The sequence below is a fragment of the Hyphomicrobium sp. D-2 genome, from assembly GCF_029872155.1.
In the GTDB taxonomy this organism is placed as follows: Bacteria; Pseudomonadota; Alphaproteobacteria; order Rhizobiales; family Hyphomicrobiaceae; genus Hyphomicrobium_A.
Genome location: NZ_JARXLA010000005.1, coordinates 463736 through 483270, shown reverse-complemented (window position 1 = coordinate 483270; position 19535 = coordinate 463736). Strand labels below are relative to the sequence as shown.

The following is a 19535-nucleotide window of genomic DNA, read 5'->3' as shown; positions in this document are numbered from 1 at the left end:
TAATACGCGATGCACCGCCAGCAGCCGATGTAGCCATGAGCGTACACACGTCCAGCGGCCGTCACCTGATATGCCGCCGGCGCTACCGGAAACCGGGCTGGAGTGACGATGCCGCTTAGGCGCGGCTGCATTGCCGCAATATAGCGGCGACGTTCAGTGATGACAGTGCGGCAACGCGCGCTGGCGCGGAGCACGTTCATTATGCCGATAAGGCCGGCGGGTGAATGCGCCCTGCGGCGATCGCCGGTTCGCCATCAGAACCATACGCCGGGAAAAGGCGTTCCGGCAGAGAAATGCGGCATGGACGGCAGCGGCATCGGCGGCGTTGCGTCGTCGAGTGGCGAGCCGGTTTCAGCGCGCCAGCTCATCGCCTGCGTGAATGGCGAACTGCGGCAAAGGGGATTGGTGCGTTCGCCTGACCGGCGACACAGCCTGTTCTTCGCCGCTGATGGCGAAATCATTGAGGCCAGCGTCACAGTCCGCGCATCGCCGGAGAACACGCGCGATGGTTGTTGACGCGCTGGGCGGCGGCGGTCACAGTGCAGCAGTCAGGCATTGACGGCCCATGTTCGAGCTGGGCACCATGATGCGGCGTCGCGGTAGACCTGCTTCGGCATTAAAGACGTTGCCGCGCAGCGATGTATGAGATAGATTTCTCGAATGCGGTGAAGGTAGCGTTCGTGGCGAAATTGCACGCTGATTGATGGTCATTGCCAGTGCTCTGCCAACGTTATCAACGTTAACGCGGGTGAGCCAAGGGGAAACGAAGGTCATTGTCGTTGCTTAACAGTGCGTTCCGCTTAATCTGGCGATGGGCGTTATCGGTGACATCAGCTGACGATGCTGTATGTATTCGCTGCGGTGGCGTTGCTCCGCCATTAATAAATCGAGTTGCCGCTTCGTTCTAGGGCGTAACAGATACGTTTCACATTATTAAGATAAGCGGAATACGGTCCGGTTTAAAGGCGTATACAGCGTTATAGCGTGATGGTTTGGCATCGCGCAAGGTTGTTATCGATGAGTTGCATAAAAGTTTTCGCGTCTGTTGCAGTTGCCAGATGGCCGTAGCCGATTATCCGCTTCGTTCATGCGCTGGTGTTGTTCGCTGCTGTAGGCTGCTACATCGCCCAGCGATACGGCTTCGGCTCGCTTTCATGTTTATCCGATGAAAGCCGATGCAAGCATCTTCGATGTACTGATGGGTGGCCAGCAGAGCTGACCGTGCGTCACTTGAGCCTGGCAATCCGGCAGATTACGCCGCTACAGGTAACGTCTGCGCTATTACGCTATCCGGTAATTATCGCTGTGGTGCCATGTAAATTTCGAGCATGGCAATTTGCCTGGCTGGTTCGCCGACAGTAATCGGCCCGATGGCGTCAGTATCGTTGTTGAGGAATGGCGTTCAGAAGGTGATGTTACATCTTTGCTGGCCGAAAGCCCGCCCACCAGCGCCTCAGCGTACCACCGGGCAGGAAGTAACAACGGCTGAGTGATCGAACATGAATGTTGCCGCCGATATCGGTGACGATCATGCCGGTGGCTGCGGGTTCGTTGTCTCATCAGCTGGGATTGAGCAAAGGCTGATGCCGTTTGGCGGCGAGGGTTGCACTGGCGCGCTGCGGGTTACGCTGTTGCGTAGTTTGCGAAAGGTTTCGTTGATTTCGTGCTCATAGTCTACAGCATCGCCATTATCCGATTTTTGATGACGGTTTGTTTCGCCCGTCTTTAATGATTGAAACGTCTGCGCGCGCTGCGTTCGTGCCAGTCTGGTATTTGCGATATGCCAGCAAGACGGAATAAGGCCGAGGATTCGAGCTCGCCGATGGTAAACGCCTGCCACCGCTGCGAGTCACGATTCAGCGGCGCCTGAACGGTAACGGTATTTCGCGGTATTCACACGGCTGGGGTGAGCACAGTGATGGGATATGCCAAATCGCAGTCGCACAGCCAGGCTACCGAGGCCGAGAGTGTTGCGCAGCGCCGCCGGTGCACAAGATGCCACGGCACATACGCGCTGCGTTGCCGAAGGAACTGGTGGTGCCGAGAGCGCAAGGTCAGCGCCGCAACGGTCGCTGGCGGCAGACTAACTGACGGCAGTGTTCGGCGGCAGTAATGGCGGCGGAAGAGCAGTTCGTTCGTGTCGCCGCCGCGCAGCAGTACGCGCATTGCCTGCTGAAGGTACGCGCTGTCGACAACGAAGACTCAGGCTATTCGCGGCATGGCGCAGTCGCTGAGACGCACAGCGTCTGCTGACCGCCGCAGCGGAGATCGCCAGCGCGAAGACGGCAGATTACCAAGGCTGAAGAGCAGGTGCGCACTTCGAAGGTCGCGCTGATGTTGCCGCTGCGAAGGTTGCGTCGCGCAGCGGCCGAAAAGCGCCCGGCGAGGCGGAGTTGCAGCAGGTTGTCGAGTGCCGCAAGCCGAGCAACTGCGCGCGGCGGAAGATTCAACGGCAGGTTGATGTCGATCGCGAACAGCGTTGTAGAGTTAGTATATGGCTGCTGAGCAACGACAGCGCACCCGCAGTGGTGCTCACCGGCAGGTCGACGGCGCTGATAGCCGACGAGACGATCGGTGCTCATCGCCAAAGACAACATCGAAGGGCGATTGCCCGCCGGTGAGGTCGCCGGAGCACTCGACAGACCGCACCGAAGGGTGGGGACTCCGCGCCCTGTGATGACGTCCCGCGCTCTCGCAGACGCGCCAACAGGATCGGCAGACAACGGCGCGAGGATCGCGATCATGCCGAAAGAAAACGCCGTAGTCACCCGAGCAGGTTCACACGCGCGCAATCTATGTCGAAGTATCGAGGCCCCGGCAGCGGCCAGGCCAAAGAAAGGCAAGACGGCATTGCCGGAGGCGCAGCACCGGTACGGGGGCGTCGGCGGCTTCGGCGTCTGTTGCCGGTCGGAAGGGATAACGGCTGAGGTGAGCAAACAGAAGGAGCAAAGAGCGCCAGTGCGTTCCGCAGTGCATGTAGAGTCAGGCCATGTCTACGCCCTCGGTAGGCTTTGAGTTAGCCGCTATTGCGGTGCAACATGCCGCTGCGTATGGTGAAGGTTACGTCGCCAGCAGCCGGGTTTCAGCCGTCTTCGCCGTGGCGTGAACTGGCGTGCCGCGCTGCGCATGCCGCAATTCGGTCGCAGCTCTTCGGACAACAAAACCGGCGAATACCGCATTGCTGCGCCGAAAATATGGGCGGTATTGCCGCCATCAGCAGCTCATAGCTCTTACATCGGGCATCTTCGCATGCGCCCAACACGACGATGCTGGCGCGGTAGCACGGGAGCGGCATAAGCTGCTGCCGTTACTGCGATGTAGAGCGACGCTGATGATGATAGGCGCGATCTTCACCGAGGTAATAACGCGTGCGCACTTACACCGCAACGGCATAGACAGGCCGTCGCCAGGGTTGAGCGGCGTGTTTGAGTACAGGCCAAAGGGCATTCGCGGAGCGCAGGCGTCGCTGGCAGCATCATAATGGACGGTGATGTCTTCGCCGTTGCTTTCAGCGAGCGGTGCAGGGAATAACGACAGCGAGGAGCCAATTTCGAGTCGTCGTTCCGGTAATGAGAACTGGAGTAAGCTGATGATCCAATGGCGTGAGGGGAGAGCGTAATATTGCCAGCTTCACGTTACCAAAGGCATGCTGATAGCGTGGTGATGGGAGTTTGTGATACCGCTCAATTTTCTCGACAATCGCGAGATCAGCAGGCCTGCCGATCTGGAACAGATGTTGCTGCTCGGCGAGGCACCGGAAATCGAGGATCGCCCGGCCAAGAAGAAACAGCTGGGGTGAGATTCAGATGCAGATAGGTTGGGTGCAGGGAGTAATGCGCAAGACTGTTTTAGATGCGATTTATTGACGATTGCGACGCAGGAAAGTCTGCGCGCGGTGGCGACGACATCTTACAACATCAGCAGGCACGCGATGCCGCGCGCAGATCGATCTGTTCATCGGAGGGCTATCAGGCAGCGTGATGTTGGTTGCTGTACACTCTTCGATTGACAGCCATAATGAGCGGGATATTCACGCTAAAGAGCAAATGCTGTGACAGACAAGTTGCCGACGATCAATGCCGATCGCGTTGGTGATGCGCGTTGCGGCATCGCCATGGCATGTTCAGAGTTCATGTTTACTGAAGATGGCATTGATGCGCAGGAAAAGACGAAGATGTGCTTCGAGAAAGCGTCAGATTGCCGATTAGATCGTCGCCGCTTGCCGTTGGCGGGTACGTCGAAAATTATTTTCAGGTTACAGGGCACATTGCCTGATTGTCGGCCGCCGTCATGCCCATTGCCGGGGAAGGCACTTGATGCCGTAAAAATTCGATCAATGAACAGTCCTGATCCTCAAACTTGAGCATTCGACGCCACCTGAGGAATGGTTGTGCGTTGTGGATCTTTATCGACGACGGTTTAATGACGGTAGTCATCGGGCCAGAGCCGGGCCAAACACATGAACTTGCTCTGCTGCCCAAAGCGACTGTGAATCGCCAGGTGCCGTTGTTCATTGCGCTCCTCGTGGTCGTAGGCCATTGCTTATTGTTGACCATAGGGAGAATACGCGCGTTCGTGCGTCGGCTGTTGCATTTGCCGCCTGAGCGGAGAAGCTGCAACAGGGCTTCCTTCGCCAGTCACGCCGTCGGGTCCGCTTGCAGGCGCCTCCATTGCCATCACAATCACTTCGGGTTGGATTCGCTTGCCTTTCGCGCCCGCCGCCGTTCGCGCTCATACGTGCTGTTCAGTTCCAGCGGCGTGGAGGCCGCGTTACTGCCCTATGATGTAATCGGTTTGCCCATAAACAAATTACAGCGCAGGTCGCGATCAGCGTGACGATGTCGTTGCCAGATGGAGCGCGCAACACATGTATGGTGCGGTTCTGGCTGAGAGTTAACTGCAAAGTGTCCGGGTTTCCAGACGATAGCTGCCAGCGCCAGACGTTGACGGGCTCTTCTACCGTGGCCAATGTCTGGAATTGATCCACGGTTGAGGATGTGAGGTGCCGGTTGAGATCGCATTTCAGTTAGCCGTGAGAGCGCGAATCGATATCGCGCCGATGTTGCAGAGAGCGAGCGCGCGGTATCCTTGCCTCCGATCAGATTGCCGCCAACGAAGGTGAGAGCAGCATCGCATCTCCGCTCACAATAATAACGACGACAGTCGCGCCATAGACGCCTTTCCGCGGCGTGAATAACGTGGTGCGACGGAGCGAGGTCACAAGATCGGCAATGGCCGTTATCGACGTCGCGCAGATCAAGCACAATGCCGTAGCGGTGTTGCAGCTCGGACTTGAACTCGCGAGCCGCTTCGCGACCGTCGCGCTGACCGGCAACTGCGGTGGCCGCTGCGCCTACAGCGCTCGCCCTGTCATCGATGCGCGCGCTGAGCCTACGATATGGCTACGCAGGGCCAACAGCGCGCCGATATTGATTGCCCGTTGCGCGGAAGATTCGACGTTACCGTGATAGAGAGGCGCTGCTTCAACCAACACGGGGATGGCGGCTACGCCTTGTCAGCAACAGCAACAGAATGACGCATACGTGGCACTGCACAGCTACGACGCGATTGAGTGGCCGAGGTCGCTGAACGCGGCTGCAACAACTGCGCGCAACTTGAGTGATGGATGGCGTCTGACGGTGCCGGTCAGTAATGATCACATTTATAGGCCGCGCTGAGCTGTTGTTACCTTCCATATCGCATTGAAGAGGCCTGTAATGACCAACGAGCCGACCCGATAACGGCATCGGGCCGTGCGCGCTGGCGGTCAGCAGATTGATGTGGGCTGGTAATCCAGCCATGTCGGCGATGTAGCCAGTCGTAATACGGTCGCGTTGCAGGCGATATTTATGGTTACCAGCGTAATTACTTGCTGGTCAGCATTGCCGAAGCAGGCAAGAAGCAGCGTCGGGCGAGGAGGCAACTGCGGCGGTGCAGATTTTGCGCGCTGATGCGCTTTGCGTAGAGATACTTGAGTTGTTCTACCACGGCTGCCTGATGCACCAATTATTGTCGTGCATCAGGCAGCCGTCACAGCCCCATTGGGGTAGGTGCCACACGCCCGGCTCCGGGCAACTCCGGCGTCAGAAAGCCCCTGGGCCACGCCTAAAGCTGGCGCATCAGCGCCGTTCGATCGTTCAGCGCCTCGGCGATGATGTCGTGATACCCAGGCCAGGCTTTCGTCGTAGTTGCGCCGCCGCAGTTGCGCGCTCTCGCCCGGCAGCGAAACAAACGCATCCCGCGCTTGCAGATACGGCTTTCCGTCCCGCTGGCCGGGCTCGTAGTCGGCGCCGATCTTGATCGTGTCGGCTTCGGCAATCAGCGACCAGCAGGTGTTGCGATAGCGGGCCGGAACTGCACGGTCGCCGTTGATCGCCGCCAGAATATCGCCTGCCACGACGCGGCCGTGGCTGTTGGCCGAATAGGCCGACTTTGGCATGTCGTTGGCAATCGTCGCATCGCCGATGACGTAAATGCCCTCCGCCTGCGCCGACATGAAATTCTGCGGCTGGATCGGACACCAGCCCGAAGCATCCGCACACCCCGCATCAATCGCAACCTGCCCCGCGGTTTGCGGAGGAATGACATTCACCACCGCGCCGCGCACCTTCAGGCCCGATGCCGTTTCAACCGTCATTTCCCTCGGGTCGACGCGCACGACGTTGTTGTCATCGATCTCGTTGGTGAGGCTGAGATCGATGATGCCGTCGTAATATTTACGGAACGCCTCTTCGAATGCGGCCTGCTTGGAAAAGTACGGCTTGGCATCGAACAGCAACAGCTTCGAGCGCGGCTTATGCGTCTTCAGATAATGCGCGATCATGCACGCGCGTTCATAAGGCCCCGGCGGACAGCGATAGGGGTTTTTCGGCACCGTCATCACCACGACGCCGCCATCGTCCATCGCTTCAAGTTGCGCCATCAGCAGTTGCGTTTGCGGCCCGGCCGTCCACGCGTGCGGCATCACCGTTTCAGCGACCTCGGCGGAGTACCCTTCAATCGCGTCGTAGCGATACGAGATGCCGGGCGACAGCACGAGATAATCGTATGCGATGGTGCTGCCATCGCTGAGGCGCACGCGCTTTTGCGCCCGATCGATCGCGTCGGCCTCTCCGGTAACGACATCGATGCCAATCTTGCGCAGACCATCGTAACCGTGTTGTAGCGACTGGAACGTACGAAAGCCGCCGAAGACGTGATTTGAGTTGAAGCATGACGTATAGACGGCGCGCCTCTCTATCACGGTGACGTTTGTATCGGGCGCCTGCCGTTTGATGATATGGGCCACCGTGCCGCCACCTGCTCCGCCGCCGACCACCACGATCCGCGGCTTGGCGCGCACAACAACGGGGGCGGCCAGCGCCTCCGCCGCCTGGCTGCCAAACGCGGCGCCTGCAATCAATTGCCCGAATTGCCTGCGATTTATCATCTGGTGGCGCCTTGTTCCCGGCCCTGCGTAGCCATATCGTAGGCTCAGCGCGCGCGCATCGGCAACTGACCTGTTGTAGGAGCGAGCGCTGCACGGCACTGGAGCCGACATGCTGGATCGACGCACATTTCTGCTTTCAGCAGGCGCAGCGGCCGCCACGGTTGCCCTTGTCGAAAGCGCGACGGCACAAAACACGCAATCGCTGGCAGCTGAGTATTCCGCTGAGTTCAAGTCCGAGCTTGCCAAAGTATTGCAACAGGCAACACCGCTTGAAGACGGCATTGTGCTTGATCTGCCCGAGAGCGTCGATAACGGCGAATACGTGCCGATCGCGATTGACGTTCCAAGCCCGATGACCCCGGACGATCACGTCAAATCCGTGCATCTGCTTTCGACCGCAAATCCGCGCGCTCAGGTCGCCACGTTCCATTTCACGCCGCTATCCGGAAAGGCGCGCGTCACTAGCCGTATGCGGCTGGCACAAACACAGGATGTCGTCGTTGTGGCAATGCTGAGCGGAGATCGCGTGCTGCTCTCGCAACGTCTCGTCGATGTCGGCGTTGGCGGCTGTGGCATCTGATCGGAAGGCAAGGATGCGAAAGCCACCGCGTATAAAGCTTCCCTCGCCGATCCATGCCGGCGCGATCATCGAGATCCGCACGCTGGCAACGCACGTGATGGAAACCGGAAATCGCAAGGATGGCGCCGGTAACATCATCCCGCGCGATATCATTCATACCTTCACGGCCCGCTTCGACGATAACGAAGTATTCTCTGCCGATCTCAATTCCGGCATTTCGCCCAATCCCTACATCGCGTTTTTCATGCAGGTGCCAGGATCAGGCACACTTACGCTGACATGGCAGGACGACAGCGGCACCACGACGGTCGAGAAGATTGCGATCAACGTCACCTGAAGGCGCAGCGCAGCTATATTTGGGTTTTCGGCGGCGCTAACTGTTTCGGGGCGGCAGCCCCAGAGCGCGACGGAAAGAACCTCTGAAGCCCGAGACGCGCAGTTAAAGCGCGTGCTCTTTCAGCCAGAGACTTCGCACTATCACGCATGAGTTGCTTCATACCGTCAAATGACGCGCGCAGCGTCGGCTTCCATCGCTGCCAACCGGCCCGCAGCGACCGCATCGTCCGCCACTTGATCACGCGGCCCACGCGCCAGACCCACGACGCGCGCAACCATGCGAACACACGATCCTTCCACGGTATGAATTTGTTGTACGCATAGGCAAACCAGCCGATCTGCATCAGTGCCGGCTGCGTCAGCTCAAAAATGCGGGCGATCAGCGCCGTCGAAATGATCTTGGCCAGAAAGATGACGATCAGCGCGACGATGAAATGCCCGGTGGCGAACATATAGACGCCGATCAGCTTGGCCGGGATCAGCACCACACTTGGCACGGTGAACACCAGCAGCGCGCCATAGGGCGGCAACGCGGCGATGGAGCGCTCCATGTGCGCCCACAGCGGAAAGCGCGCAAGCTTTGCCAGCGCCGCGCTAAGCGGACGCCAGCCCCACTCCTCGAACAGCACAATCAGCGCGGCGAGAACATTGAGCGCGAACAGCAGCGGCGGGCGCAGCAAAAGCCACACCTGACGGACACCGGAGGCAAGCAGATCCAACACGCGGGTCAGTGCGCGTGCCGACTGGCCGAGCATTCCCGTCAACATTCTGTTAACCGATGAACCCATGGAGCTGACATCCGACCAGGCCGCCTACTGAGCCAAAGCCGGACCATAACAGCCAGTGACTGAGCGGAAGCTAACGGCGGCTTGGCCCGGAACGTTTTGCCTTGTGGCCGGCGCACCCGGCGCTTCAGCTTCCTCAGGCGGCGCAAATGCAACCCAGCAATTCCACCGACGCATAGCTCATTTGCACAGCATCATAACGGAAGGCATTGACGGACGCCTGCTAGTTCTATACTCCTATGGTCAACAATAAACACAACAACACTACGACCACGAGGAACGCCCCAATGAGACTAGCAACTTTCGCAACGTTCGCCGCAGTCATCATCGGCTTGAGCGGTGCAGCACTGGCAGCAGAGCACGAGATTAAGGTCAAGAACGCAGACGGCAAGGGCAAGTTCATGGTGTTTGAGCCCGACTTCCTGCGTGTTGAGCCCGGTGACACCGTCAAGTTCGTCATCGTCGACAAGAATCACAACGCTGAAGCCATTCCTCAGGTCTGGCCGGAAGGCGTCGAGAAGCTCAAGGGCGAGTTCAATCAGGACGCTGAGTTCGTGGTCGAGAAGCCAGGTTACTACGGCATCAAGTGCCTTCCCCATTACGGCATGGGCATGACGGCGCTGATCGTAGCCGGTGAGCCGACCAATCAGGCTCAGCTCGATGCCTACAAGCCTGCAGGTGGCGCCAAGAAGCGTTGGGACGCAATCCTGGAAAACCTGAAGAAATAATTTCGGGCGGTAACCCGCTTCCCCCGAACGGTGCTGGCGACGATCCCTGGATGGCACCCGTGTCGTTGCCGCGCCCGTGCCGACCGCTCCCCAGGCGGTCGGCATCTCTTTTTCCGGTCAGCATCGCTTGATCCATTCAGCGGCGCTGACCGGAATTTTAGCTTTTCATCAAGCGCACATCTTCACTGGTCAGAGCTCCTGCGCGCTCGGCGTCTTCCAGTGCGTGGGCCAGTTCCTCGCGGGCCTTTTCCGCCTCCCGCTGATGTGCCCACAAATCCGCATATAGACCACCGCTGGCGATAAGCTCCGTGTGGGTGCCCTGCTCCACCACGCGGCCTTTTTCCATCACCAGAATGCGATCGGCATTGATGATCGTCGACAGCCGATGCGCAATCACCAGCGACGTACGCTCGCGCGATACTTCATCCAGAGCGGCCTGAATATCCCGCTCGGTATGGCTGTCGAGCGCACTCGTCGCTTCGTCGAGGATGAGAATCGGCGGCCCCTTGAGTATCGTCCGCGCAATCGCCACGCGCTGCTTTTCGCCGCCCGACAGCTTCAACCCGCGCTCACCCACCTTGGTGTCATAGCCCTCCGGCAGCGAACGGATGAACGAATCGATCTGCGCCAGCCGGGCGGCGCGATAGATCTCCTCGTCCGGGGCATCGGGGCGGCCATACTTGATGTTGTAAAAGATGGTGTCGTTGAACAGCACACTGTCCTGCGGCACCACCCCGATCGCCGCGCGCAGACTTTTCTGCGTCACGTCGCGGATGTTCTGATCGTCAATTGTGATTGCTCCGGACGTCACGTCATAAAACCGGAACATGAGACGCGCGAGCGTAGACTTCCCTGCGCCCGACGGCCCCACGATGGCCACCATCTTGCCGGCCGGCACCGTGAAAGTGATGTCGTGCAGCACCTGCCGTTTGCCCGCGTCATAAAAGAAATCGACGTGGTCGAGGCGAATCTCACCCCGACTGACAACAAGCGGCTTTGCTCCGGGGCGGTCCTCGATTTCCGGTGCCTCGCCGAGCAGCGAGAACATCTGTTCCAGATCGACGAGGCCCTGCTTGATCTCGCGATAGACCATGCCGAGAAAATTGAGCGGCATGTAAAGTTGAATCAACATCGCGTTGATCATCACAAACTCGCCGATGGTGTGCGTTCCCATCACCACGCCGCGTCCGGCCATCAGCATGCAGGCAGTCATACCCAGCGTGAAGATCAGCGTCTGGCCGGTATTCAGAATGGCGAGCCAGCGGAAGGTCTTGATCGCCGCGCTCTCATAACGCGCCATTGAATCGTCGAAGCGGCGCGCCTCCAGTTCCTCATTGCCGAAGTGCTTGACGGTTTCGAAGTTGAGCAGGCTATCGACAGCCTTGGTGTTGGCTTCGGTATCGCTGTCGTTCATTTCCCGGCGCACCGCAATGCGCCGCTCGCTGGCCGCGAACGTGAACCACATATATGCGGCCACCGTCACGTACATGATCGCCACATAACGCCAGTCGAAATAATAGAGCAGCATGCCGGAGACGAGCAGCAGTTCCACCACCGTCGGCACCACGTTGAGAATGCCCATACGGATGATGAGTTCAACGCCGCGCGTCGCCCGCTCGATCACGCGCGAGAGGCCACCCGTACGCCGCTCCAGATGGAACCGCAGCGACAGCCTGTGCAGATGCGCAAAGGTGCGGTTGTTAAGTGCGCGCACTGCGTTCTGGCCCACCTCGGTGAAGATCAGATCGCGCACCTGATTGAGCGCCATCATCAGCACACGGCCGGTCCCGTAGGCCAGGATCAGCATCGCGATGGCAACAGCGGCGGAATACATGCCGGAGCTGCCCGTGCCCGCCGCTTCCGCAAGCCGGTCGGTAGCGTCCTTGAAGAACACCGGCACCGATACGGTGACGATCTTGGCCAGCAGCAGCACGCCAAACGCCAGCACCACGCGCACGCGCAAATCGCGCCGGTCGGCGGGCCAGACCAGAGGCAGCAACCCGCGCAAGGCATCCCAGTGGTTGGGGCGCCGCGTGAGATAGTCCTGTCCGTTGCGGGTATCGCTGGAGGCGGCGCCAGGCGCCGATGGAGATGACATTAGGGCTTATGAACCTTGATGTAGAAGCGGCGCGAAAGGCGCGCGTATGCCGCCGCAACGGCGAGCCCGCCAGTCATCGGCGCAGCTCGGGGGTGCGGGTGATTGCGCTAACATAGCCGGTTTTTAGCCGGTGTCCGAGAGAGCACGCGAATTGCGACCAGATGCGACGGGACGGAGCCCCCGTCCCGGCATGCGCTGAAGCATCCGGTCGCGGCGCGCCAGTTCACGCCGCAACGAGGCGACTGCCGTACGGGTCAGCCCCGATTGTGCCGCCGGATCACGCGAGAGCTCTTATACTTCGCCCCGACCTTGCGATACTGGCGACGCTCAACCTTCACCATACGCGGCCCGGCATGGGTTGCACCCGCAGCCAGCCGCTGTTTGCGCGGCGTAGCTTTGGCGCAAAGGCAGGCGCACTGGCGCACACGGTAGCCGCGCTTAAGCACAGGGGCGACACGCACTGCCGAGGGCGCCTGGGCTGAACGGTGCTGGCGCTGGCGATACGCATGCTTTGCGGTTTTGCCATGGTGCGAGCGCGCGATCTTCCGCCCCGAGGAGCGAACCGCATAGGCCTTTTTACCGCTGCTGCCACCGGCATGGACGGGCACGCGTTTGCGGGATTTCTTCTTGGCGACGGGCGGGCTCACCTCAGCCGTCAACACTTCCTTCCGTGCCTTGGGCACGCCAGCCGCCGTTGAAGGCACGGCCGGCTTGCGTACCGGAGCTTGCTGCGCCGCCGGCTTGCGCTCCGGCGCAGTTGCCGTCTTGCGCTCAGGTTTCTCAGGCTTTGGCGCTGTGGCTGCCGCTGCTGGCTTCTGCGCCGGGGCCTCGACCTGCTTCGACGCCGTTGCACGCGTGGCTGGTTTCTTCTCCGGGGTGACCGGCGTTTTCTTTTCCGGCACCGTCACGTCCGCGGATTTCGCCGATGTCTGCGCCTTCGCACCGTTTGATGCCGCCACATCCTTGGACGCGGGGCGAGCATTGTTGGAAGCACCGGACGCGTCTTTAGAAGCGCGGGACGTATCTTTAGAGGCGCGGGACGCGACATCCCCACCCTTCGAGTTGGCGGCAACCTTCGGTGCAGTCGCAATCGAGGAGTGCTCCATCACGACCGCCTCACCGGCGGGCACGCCAGAACGGGCCAGCTCTGACGCGGGCGGCACCGGCGAAAGATCCACGCCGCCCTTCGATGTTGTCGGCAACGGCGATGGCACCGGCGCAGTGTATGACCTGATCGTCTCGTCGGCTATCGAAGCGCCGTCGTTCTGCGCTGCCGGTGGCACCACTGCGGGTGCGCTCGGCGTCGTCCGGCCAGCAGCCGGTGCCGCTGGCTCTTTCGCCTCGGCCAGCGCAACTTGCTGTTCGCGATCGGCCTTCGCGCGGGCTGCCGCAATCCGGCGCTCGGCTTCAGCTTCGATCTCAGCCTGCCGTTTGGCTTCCGCCTCGGCTTCGGCCACCGCAGCGCGTTCAGCAGCCTCTTCCGCCGCGCGCCGGGATTTGGCTTCGGCTTCTACAGCGGCCTTGCGGCGCGCTTCCGCTTCGGCTGCAAACCGCTGCTCTTCAGCCTGCCGCTTGGCTTCCGCCTCTTTACGGGCGCGCTCGGCCGCTTCAGCCGCAAGACGCTGCTGCTCCTCGACCAGGCGCTTTGCTTCGGCTTCCTGCGCGGCCTTGGCCTTCGCAGCAACATCAGCCAGACGCTGGGCTTCGGATGCGCGCGCCTGCTCGGCAGCCTTGGCAATCTGCCGTGCTTCCTCTTCGCGCTTGGCCCGCGCCTCTTCCGCCGCTGCGGCGGTCAGCAGACGACGCGCCTCTGCCTCTGTGCGTGCAATCTCAGCGGCCCGCTCGGCCTCGGCCTGTTCCGCCCTGCGCTGCTCATCTGCCGCACGGATAGCCTGAGTCTTCGTTTCAAGCTCGGCCAGACGGCGCGCTTCCGATGCCTTCGCCAGATTGGTGGCGCGGGCAATGCGCTGTGCTTCCTGCTGGCGCTTCGCGGTGGCATCTGCCTCAGCGGCCTGACGCTGCTTTGCCTCTTCCGCCGCCAGCTGCGCTTTTTCAGCCGCTGCACGCTGGGCTTCGGCTGCCGCATCCGCTGCGAGGCGTTGCGCCTCCGCTTCCCGCGCAATCTTGTTTTTCGCCGTTACATCCGCCAGACGCTTTGCCTCGGATTCCTTGGCCGTGCTCGTCTGCTCCGCCAGCGCAACCGTTGCGGCTTCGCGCTTGGCCTTGCGCTCAGCCTCAGCACGCCGCTTGCTGGCGCGATCGGCCACCAGTTCCTTCGGCATAGCGACAGCAGCGGGAGCAGCGGCAGTGGCAGGAGCGCCACCGGCCGTATCGGCACGGCTGACCTTTACCGGCGGCGCCTTCTTCTCTTCCGGCTGCGCAAATTCGCTCGGCTCACCCGGCAGCAGTTCGCGCAGCGGCTTGACGATCTCATTGCGATAGCTGCGGCTGGCACGCGCCAGCCAGTCCCTCACCGATTCCACAAAGCCACCCCAGCCGTGTGGCTCAGGGCTCTCACCGCCCGCAGACGCGTTTGCGTTCGAAGCGGCGCCCGTTGCGGCGGCTATGATCGTACCGGTTGAAATGCCGTTGCGTTCAAACGCGGCGGCCCAGTTCTCGCCGCTGCGCAACTGGGCAACGACAACGCCGTCATAGGTTTTGGCCGAACGGGCCAGCCAGTCCCAGACCGGAGCCAGCGCAGTATCAATGGTGGCGCCGGGTGTACTGCTAGCATCGCCCTTGGGGTTCGCATCGGCGGCCACGGTTTCAGCGGTGGCAGGCGCAGCAACGGCGTTTTTCTTTTGGTCCGGCGCCAGAATATCGGAAAACTCTTCCGAGGCAGCCTTGGCCAGATCCTCGGCCTGCTGACGGACACCGTTCGGCGTCGCTGGCTGGCGCTCTTCCGCCCAAGCTGCAACCGGGGCCCAAACCGGGGCAATGACGGAGCTGGCCACACCGAAGACGGCCAACGCGAAAACGATACGCTTACTCGACATGGAACGCCCGCACCCTACCCGCATAACCCCAGCGGGACCGCTATTTGTGGCGGTTCTCTGACGGCCGCCAAGTTTATCCAAATCATTAAGCACATGACGGGCGGTGAGCCAAACCGTCATCAAAAAATCGGATAATGGGTTGATGCTGTGCAACACGTCGGCACTGCGAAAACGGCCAGCCAATCACCATATGGGTCTATGTCGCCGGATCATCCGGCCCCAAAACGGACCTTTGAATGAGCACGAAGAATATCAACGGAAACAACGATTTCGCCGCAACCCCGCGCAACGTCTGCGTCTATTGCGGCTCCGGCCCCGGCATCAACCCCGCCTATGTTGAAGCAGCGCGCACGCTAGGCGCAGCCCTCGCCGCCAACGGCATCGGCCTTGTATACGGTGGCGGCAGTCTTGGCCTGATGGGCGAAGTTGCTGAGGCCACACTGAAGCATGGCGGCCGCGTCACCGGCATCATCCCCGGCTTCCCGATCGAGCGCGAAGCCATGATGGACGACGTCGACGAACTGATCGTCACCGACAACATGCATCAGCGCAAACAGCTCATGTTCGATCACTCGGACGCGTTCGTCGCCCTGCCCGGTGGCATCGGCACGCTTGAAGAACTGGTGGAGCAGCTGACGTGGGCGCAGCTCGGCCAGCACAAGAAGCCGATCATCGTCGCCAACATCGCGGGCTTCTGGACGCCATTCCTCAACCTGCTGTCGCACATGAAGTCCGACGCCTTCATTCGGGCCGGTCTCGACGTGCGCTTTACGGTTGTCGGCGAGGCCAGCCAGATCGTGCCAGCAGTGCTCGGGGCATGGGCGCCACAGCGTGAAGCCACGGACGAAGCGATTCTGGCCAAGTTCTAGACGCGGATTGCGGACGGTCGGTTCGAATGCCAGCCGCCGCGCGGCACTGTTACTGTAGCAGCTCGTAATGCACCGGATTGCCGGGGCAGGATGCGAAACCGCACTCAAGCAACACGCTGGCCGCATTGAGCACGGTCAGCGCCATGACAAGCGCAACCGCGCCCATCTCGAACTGGCCACGTCGAGGTGCTGCATCGGCTTCATCGGATCGCGAGAACTGGCCGCCGAAACACAGCATCACGGCAGCCGCAAAGATCCCCGCAACGAAGACGATGAACGCCCACGTATAAAAATGATAGCCCATGAAGGCTGAGCCGAAGCCGGTATCGCCGGGCAAGATGTGCAGCAATATCTGACGCGCAGCCACCGCGGCGCCCAGCAGCGCAGCGAACAGCACCAGCGCATAATGCAACGGCTTGGGCCCGAAGCGGATGGTAAGGATCGGCCCCACGGCCATCGCAACGAATGCCACGCGCTGCAACAGACATAGCGGGCACGGCAGCTCATCGTAGGCAAGCTGCCAGTAAAACGCGACCAGCAAAACCGCCGAAATCGCATAAAGCGCTAACGCGTTCAGCCTCACAGCCTGTTGCGCGCTGATGTCCATCGATCGTCTCCCGGACCGTGACCGCGTCGGTCCACATCAACCTGAAGCATCAATCATCGGTCTTATGAAATGGCTGAAGCGGCATCGTGATTTGCAGCACAGCGATTACGCCCTAGAACGAAAGCGGCAACTCGGTTGTGGCATGGCGCATGAACAGCGCCACCGCGAAGATGAGCCCGGCAAAGAATACATACAGCGCCGTCGTCGGCTGATGTCGCCAGGCAAGCCACATCGCCAGACCGAAGTTCAGGAACGCGATAAAAAATTCCACGATACCGCTCTCCTGCTACAGTGGTTGCCTGTTAGCGCCGCTCCGGCCGGAAACCGGCAACCGGGGCAATGCGTTTCCCCTGCTGGCTCACCAAACGCCGTCGCGACAAGATCACGTTTCAACCCAACACCTGAACCGTCGCCGGATTCTGGCAAACAACGATGACTATCGGCATCGAACATAGCGCGAGTCGTGCGGCAGATCGCAGTGCAACCGCCACGAACATTGCGCAGGCGGCGGCACTGTTGCTCGCATTCGGTGCGTTGGTGGCGCTTGTGTTGTGGACCTATCTCGACATCGGCGCGCTGGTCGTCGGTGCGCTCGCCGCAGCCGGCATCGCTATCGCAGCTTTCTATGTGCCGCCGGAACTCATGATGCGCCTTTACGGAGCGCAGCCGTACCAGGCCGGCGATCTTGCCCAGCTGGATCGTATCGCTGCCGAGCTTGCCCGGCGCGGAGGTCTGCCGCAGGCGCCGCGTCTATACATGGTGCCCAGCCTGCAGCTCAGCATCTTCTCGATGGGCCGTCCTGCCCACAGCGCGACCGCCTTCAGTGAAGGGCTGCTGCGCCAACTGACCCTGCGTGAGATCACCGCCATGCTCGCCCGGGAAGTTGCGCATACCCGTCGCGGCGATCCGGTGCTGTTCGGCATCGCCGACAACATCTCGCGCGTTGCTCAGGCATTCTATTACGCCGGACTGGTATTTGCTGGCCTCAACCTGTTTCGCGCCATCAGCGGCGAGGAACCTGTGCCGTGGTCGACGGTGCTGTTGCTGATCGCCAGTCCGTTGCTGATGACGCTGGTGCAGCTTGCCCTGTCCCGCAGCCGCGAGTTCGCCATTGATCGGGCCGCCACGCTACTCACGGGCGATCCTATGGGGCTGGCGTCCGCCATCGCGCGCTTTGACATTGCAGCCGGCTCACCACTCGACGACCTGCTGCCACCGGTCCCGGCGCGCAAGGTGCCGCTGCCGTCCATGCTGCGCCTGCCACCCCCGGCCACACAGCGCATTGCGTTGGTCAGCTCGTTTCAGCCGCCGCCGATACCGCCACTCGACACCGCTGAAACGCCTCGTATTTCTCTGGTCGGGGCCGGGCCGATAAAATTGCGGCCGCGTTACCGCTTTCCCGGCGTATGGTTCTGATGAAAAGCTGAAGGTTTCAGGCCCGATGACAGCGCCATATCCGCCACAGAAGCCATTGAGGCGCTTGGCCACGCTTGCCTCACCCGCCGATTTACGCTTATCAGCCGAGCATGGCTGAGATGATGACAAACCGGGCGCGCCAGCGCATCGAGACAGATACCGAAGCCGCCGCGCTGATCGAGAGCATGCGTTCCGGCCAGCGGCGCGCCACTGCACTGGTCATCACGGAGCTGGAACGGCTGTCCGCCGCCGCTCCGTTGCTGTTGCGGGCAATGCAGCCGCACCTCGGCCGCGCCCTCGTCGTCGGCTTCACCGGCCCGCCCGGCGCCGGCAAGTCGACGCTGGTGAACGCGGTGATCGCCGAGCTGCGCAAGGCTGGCAAAACCGTTGGCGTCATCGCCGTCGATCCCTCCAGCCCGGTTTCCGGTGGCGCCATCCTCGGCGACCGCATCCGAATGACGGCCGCGCTGGACGATGACGGCGTGTTCGTGCGCTCACTCGCCAGCCGCGGCTATCTGGGCGGCCTTTCACCGGCGGCGGTGCGCATCATCGACGCGCTCGACGCAGCCGGCCGCGATGTCATCCTGCTTGAGACCGTCGGCACCGGCCAGAACGAGATCGACGTCGCCGAAGTGGCCGACGTGCGCATCGTCATTTCCGCACCGGGCCTTGGCGATGACATTCAGGCGATGAAATCGGGCCTGCTGGAAATCGCCGACATCATGGTCGTCAACAAGGGCGACCGGCCGGGCGCTGAAGAAACCATGCAGCAGTTGCTGGGCGCGCTTTCCATCCGCGCCTTGCGCAACACAAAAATCCCGGTGCTGAAAACCACCGCGACCAGCGGCGAAGGCGTCGCCGAACTCGTGGAAGCGATGAGCGCCGATGGTGCGGGCCAGAACGCCAGCGAGCCGTTGGCGCGGCGGCGGCGGCGTGCGCGCTATCTCATTGCCCGCGCGGCGGCCGATCTTGTCGCCGAGCGTATCCGCGCAGGCGGCGCAGCAAAGCTGGATACATTCGCCGATCAGGTGCTGGGTGGATCGATGCCGCCTGAGGAAGCCGCCCGTCAGCTTCTCAAAGCGCTCTGACGTTCACCGCTATCCTTGAGCGATTATGAAAAGGGCGCCCATCGCAGGCGCCCTTTCCGTTTCCACTGCATCGGTGGCAGTGCCCGGTGATCAATTGTCCACCTGGTCTTCCTCAAGCTCCACGATCCCTTGCGGCGTGCCCACAATCACACCTTCAGCCTGATAGCCGACACCATTGTCACGCGCGGTCGGAACACGCGCCATTGGATTGTCGCCCGCCGCCGGATCGGTCGGCGTGCCGGTCTGCGGAGCGGGGAACGTGTTGGCCGTTGAATTGGGATCAGGGAATCCATCCTGTGCCAAAGCCGCTCCACCTGCGGCAGCCGCCGCAAGCATTGCGAACACAGACGTCGCGATAACGGATGATATGTTCAGGCGTCTTTGCATTGCAGACTTCCTCTTTCAACGATGCATATCGCCCCTCGCTCAACCGTCACTGCTCAACAGCAACCGACGCCCTACGATTGAGCACGCCAAGTCTGTCGCCCCGACTTGACACGACCAAGCGCAATCAGCACCGTTGGTTTGTGCGGTGTAAAACTGCAGCGTGTTTTTGATTGGCGGCTCGAAACGTTTTCGCCGCGACATCAGGGGGAGCATAAG

At 61.2% G+C, this 19535-nt stretch carries 19 protein-coding genes; 10 read left to right on the top strand and 9 right to left on the bottom strand.

What is annotated here, in order from left to right:
* A partial coding sequence (locus tag QEZ49_RS12295; RefSeq protein WP_280387273.1) for a hypothetical protein occupies positions 1 to 194 on the bottom strand: 194 nt, incomplete at its 3' end.
* A 7-nt stretch (positions 195 to 201) separates the two neighbouring features.
* Here QEZ49_RS12295 and QEZ49_RS12290 point away from each other — a divergent pair.
* Positions 202 to 516 carry a hypothetical protein gene (locus QEZ49_RS12290; protein WP_280387271.1) on the top strand — a complete coding sequence of 105 codons (315 nt, stop codon included), beginning with the start codon at positions 202 to 204 and terminating at the stop codon, positions 514 to 516.
* 1691 nt (positions 517 to 2207) lie between these two features.
* On the opposite strand, the gene QEZ49_RS12285 is transcribed toward QEZ49_RS12290, so the two are convergent.
* Positions 2208 to 2582 (bottom strand): hypothetical protein, encoded by a 375-nt coding sequence (locus tag QEZ49_RS12285; protein WP_280387268.1) that lies wholly within the window; start codon positions 2580 to 2582, stop codon positions 2208 to 2210.
* A 1091-nt stretch (positions 2583 to 3673) separates the two neighbouring features.
* Here QEZ49_RS12285 and QEZ49_RS12280 point away from each other — a divergent pair.
* From QEZ49_RS12280 to QEZ49_RS12270, 3 genes are all read left to right on the top strand, one after another.
* The gene (locus QEZ49_RS12280) at positions 3674 to 3799 is read left to right on the top strand and encodes a hypothetical protein (protein ID WP_280387267.1); all 126 of its coding nucleotides are present in this window, start codon (positions 3674 to 3676) and stop codon (positions 3797 to 3799) included.
* 252 nt (positions 3800 to 4051) lie between these two features.
* A complete protein-coding gene (locus QEZ49_RS12275) occupies positions 4052 to 4363 on the top strand; it encodes a hypothetical protein (RefSeq protein WP_280387265.1) in 312 nt (103 codons plus the stop codon).
* Positions 4364 to 5231: 868 nt separating this feature from the next.
* Positions 5232 to 5468, top strand: a complete 237-nt coding sequence (locus QEZ49_RS12270; RefSeq protein ID WP_280387263.1) for a hypothetical protein — start codon at positions 5232 to 5234, stop codon at positions 5466 to 5468.
* A gap of 551 nt (positions 5469 to 6019) precedes the next feature.
* Here the strand turns inward: QEZ49_RS12270 and QEZ49_RS12265 are convergent.
* Positions 6020 to 7429 (bottom strand): FAD-dependent oxidoreductase, encoded by a 1410-nt coding sequence (locus QEZ49_RS12265; protein ID WP_280387261.1) that lies wholly within the window; start codon positions 7427 to 7429, stop codon positions 6020 to 6022.
* Between the two features lie 109 nt (positions 7430 to 7538).
* Between QEZ49_RS12265 and QEZ49_RS12260 the strand changes: the two genes are divergently transcribed.
* Complete coding sequence (locus tag QEZ49_RS12260; RefSeq protein WP_280387258.1) at positions 7539 to 8009, top strand: thiosulfate oxidation carrier protein SoxY; 471 nt, start codon at positions 7539 to 7541, stop codon at positions 8007 to 8009.
* A gap of 13 nt (positions 8010 to 8022) precedes the next feature.
* Complete coding sequence (gene soxZ / locus QEZ49_RS12255; protein WP_280387256.1) at positions 8023 to 8346, top strand: thiosulfate oxidation carrier complex protein SoxZ; 324 nt, start codon at positions 8023 to 8025, stop codon at positions 8344 to 8346.
* A 13-nt stretch (positions 8347 to 8359) separates the two neighbouring features.
* Here soxZ and QEZ49_RS12250 read toward each other — a convergent pair whose 3' ends face one another.
* Positions 8360 to 9133, bottom strand: coding sequence for a hypothetical protein (locus QEZ49_RS12250; protein WP_280387255.1), 774 nt, complete (start codon positions 9131 to 9133; stop codon positions 8360 to 8362).
* Between the two features lie 284 nt (positions 9134 to 9417).
* Between QEZ49_RS12250 and QEZ49_RS12245 the strand changes: the two genes are divergently transcribed.
* Positions 9418 to 9858 carry a pseudoazurin gene (locus tag QEZ49_RS12245; protein WP_280387253.1) on the top strand — a complete coding sequence of 147 codons (441 nt, stop codon included), beginning with the start codon at positions 9418 to 9420 and terminating at the stop codon, positions 9856 to 9858.
* Between the two features lie 157 nt (positions 9859 to 10015).
* On the opposite strand, the gene QEZ49_RS12240 is transcribed toward QEZ49_RS12245, so the two are convergent.
* Together QEZ49_RS12240 and QEZ49_RS12235 are read right to left on the bottom strand one after the other, a co-directional pair.
* Positions 10016 to 11956: an ABC transporter ATP-binding protein/permease gene (locus QEZ49_RS12240; protein ID WP_280387251.1), complete on the bottom strand. Its 1941-nt coding sequence runs from the start codon at positions 11954 to 11956 to the stop codon at positions 10016 to 10018.
* Positions 11957 to 12210: 254 nt separating this feature from the next.
* Complete coding sequence (locus tag QEZ49_RS12235) at positions 12211 to 14952, bottom strand: hypothetical protein (RefSeq protein WP_280387249.1); 2742 nt, start codon at positions 14950 to 14952, stop codon at positions 12211 to 12213.
* 236 nt (positions 14953 to 15188) lie between these two features.
* On the opposite strand from QEZ49_RS12235, the gene QEZ49_RS12230 reads away from it, so the two are divergent.
* Entirely contained in the window at positions 15189 to 15821 is a 633-nt protein-coding gene (locus QEZ49_RS12230; RefSeq protein WP_280387247.1) for a TIGR00730 family Rossman fold protein, read from the top strand.
* A 49-nt stretch (positions 15822 to 15870) separates the two neighbouring features.
* Here QEZ49_RS12230 and QEZ49_RS12225 read toward each other — a convergent pair whose 3' ends face one another.
* The gene (locus tag QEZ49_RS12225; RefSeq protein WP_280387245.1) at positions 15871 to 16428 is read right to left on the bottom strand and encodes a disulfide bond formation protein B; all 558 of its coding nucleotides are present in this window, start codon (positions 16426 to 16428) and stop codon (positions 15871 to 15873) included.
* Between the two features lie 112 nt (positions 16429 to 16540).
* On the bottom strand, positions 16541 to 16699 hold the full coding sequence (locus QEZ49_RS12220; protein WP_280387244.1) for a DUF5993 family protein: 159 nt from the start codon (positions 16697 to 16699) through the stop codon (positions 16541 to 16543).
* Positions 16700 to 16860: 161 nt separating this feature from the next.
* Between QEZ49_RS12220 and QEZ49_RS12215 the strand changes: the two genes are divergently transcribed.
* A complete protein-coding gene (locus QEZ49_RS12215; RefSeq protein ID WP_280387242.1) occupies positions 16861 to 17844 on the top strand; it encodes a zinc metalloprotease HtpX in 984 nt (327 codons plus the stop codon).
* Positions 17845 to 17954: 110 nt separating this feature from the next.
* Positions 17955 to 18932 (top strand): methylmalonyl Co-A mutase-associated GTPase MeaB, encoded by a 978-nt coding sequence (gene meaB, locus QEZ49_RS12210; RefSeq protein ID WP_280387241.1) that lies wholly within the window; start codon positions 17955 to 17957, stop codon positions 18930 to 18932.
* A gap of 90 nt (positions 18933 to 19022) precedes the next feature.
* Here meaB and QEZ49_RS12205 read toward each other — a convergent pair whose 3' ends face one another.
* Complete coding sequence (locus QEZ49_RS12205; RefSeq protein WP_280387239.1) at positions 19023 to 19319, bottom strand: hypothetical protein; 297 nt, start codon at positions 19317 to 19319, stop codon at positions 19023 to 19025.
* Between the last annotated feature and the right edge of the window lie 216 nt (positions 19320 to 19535).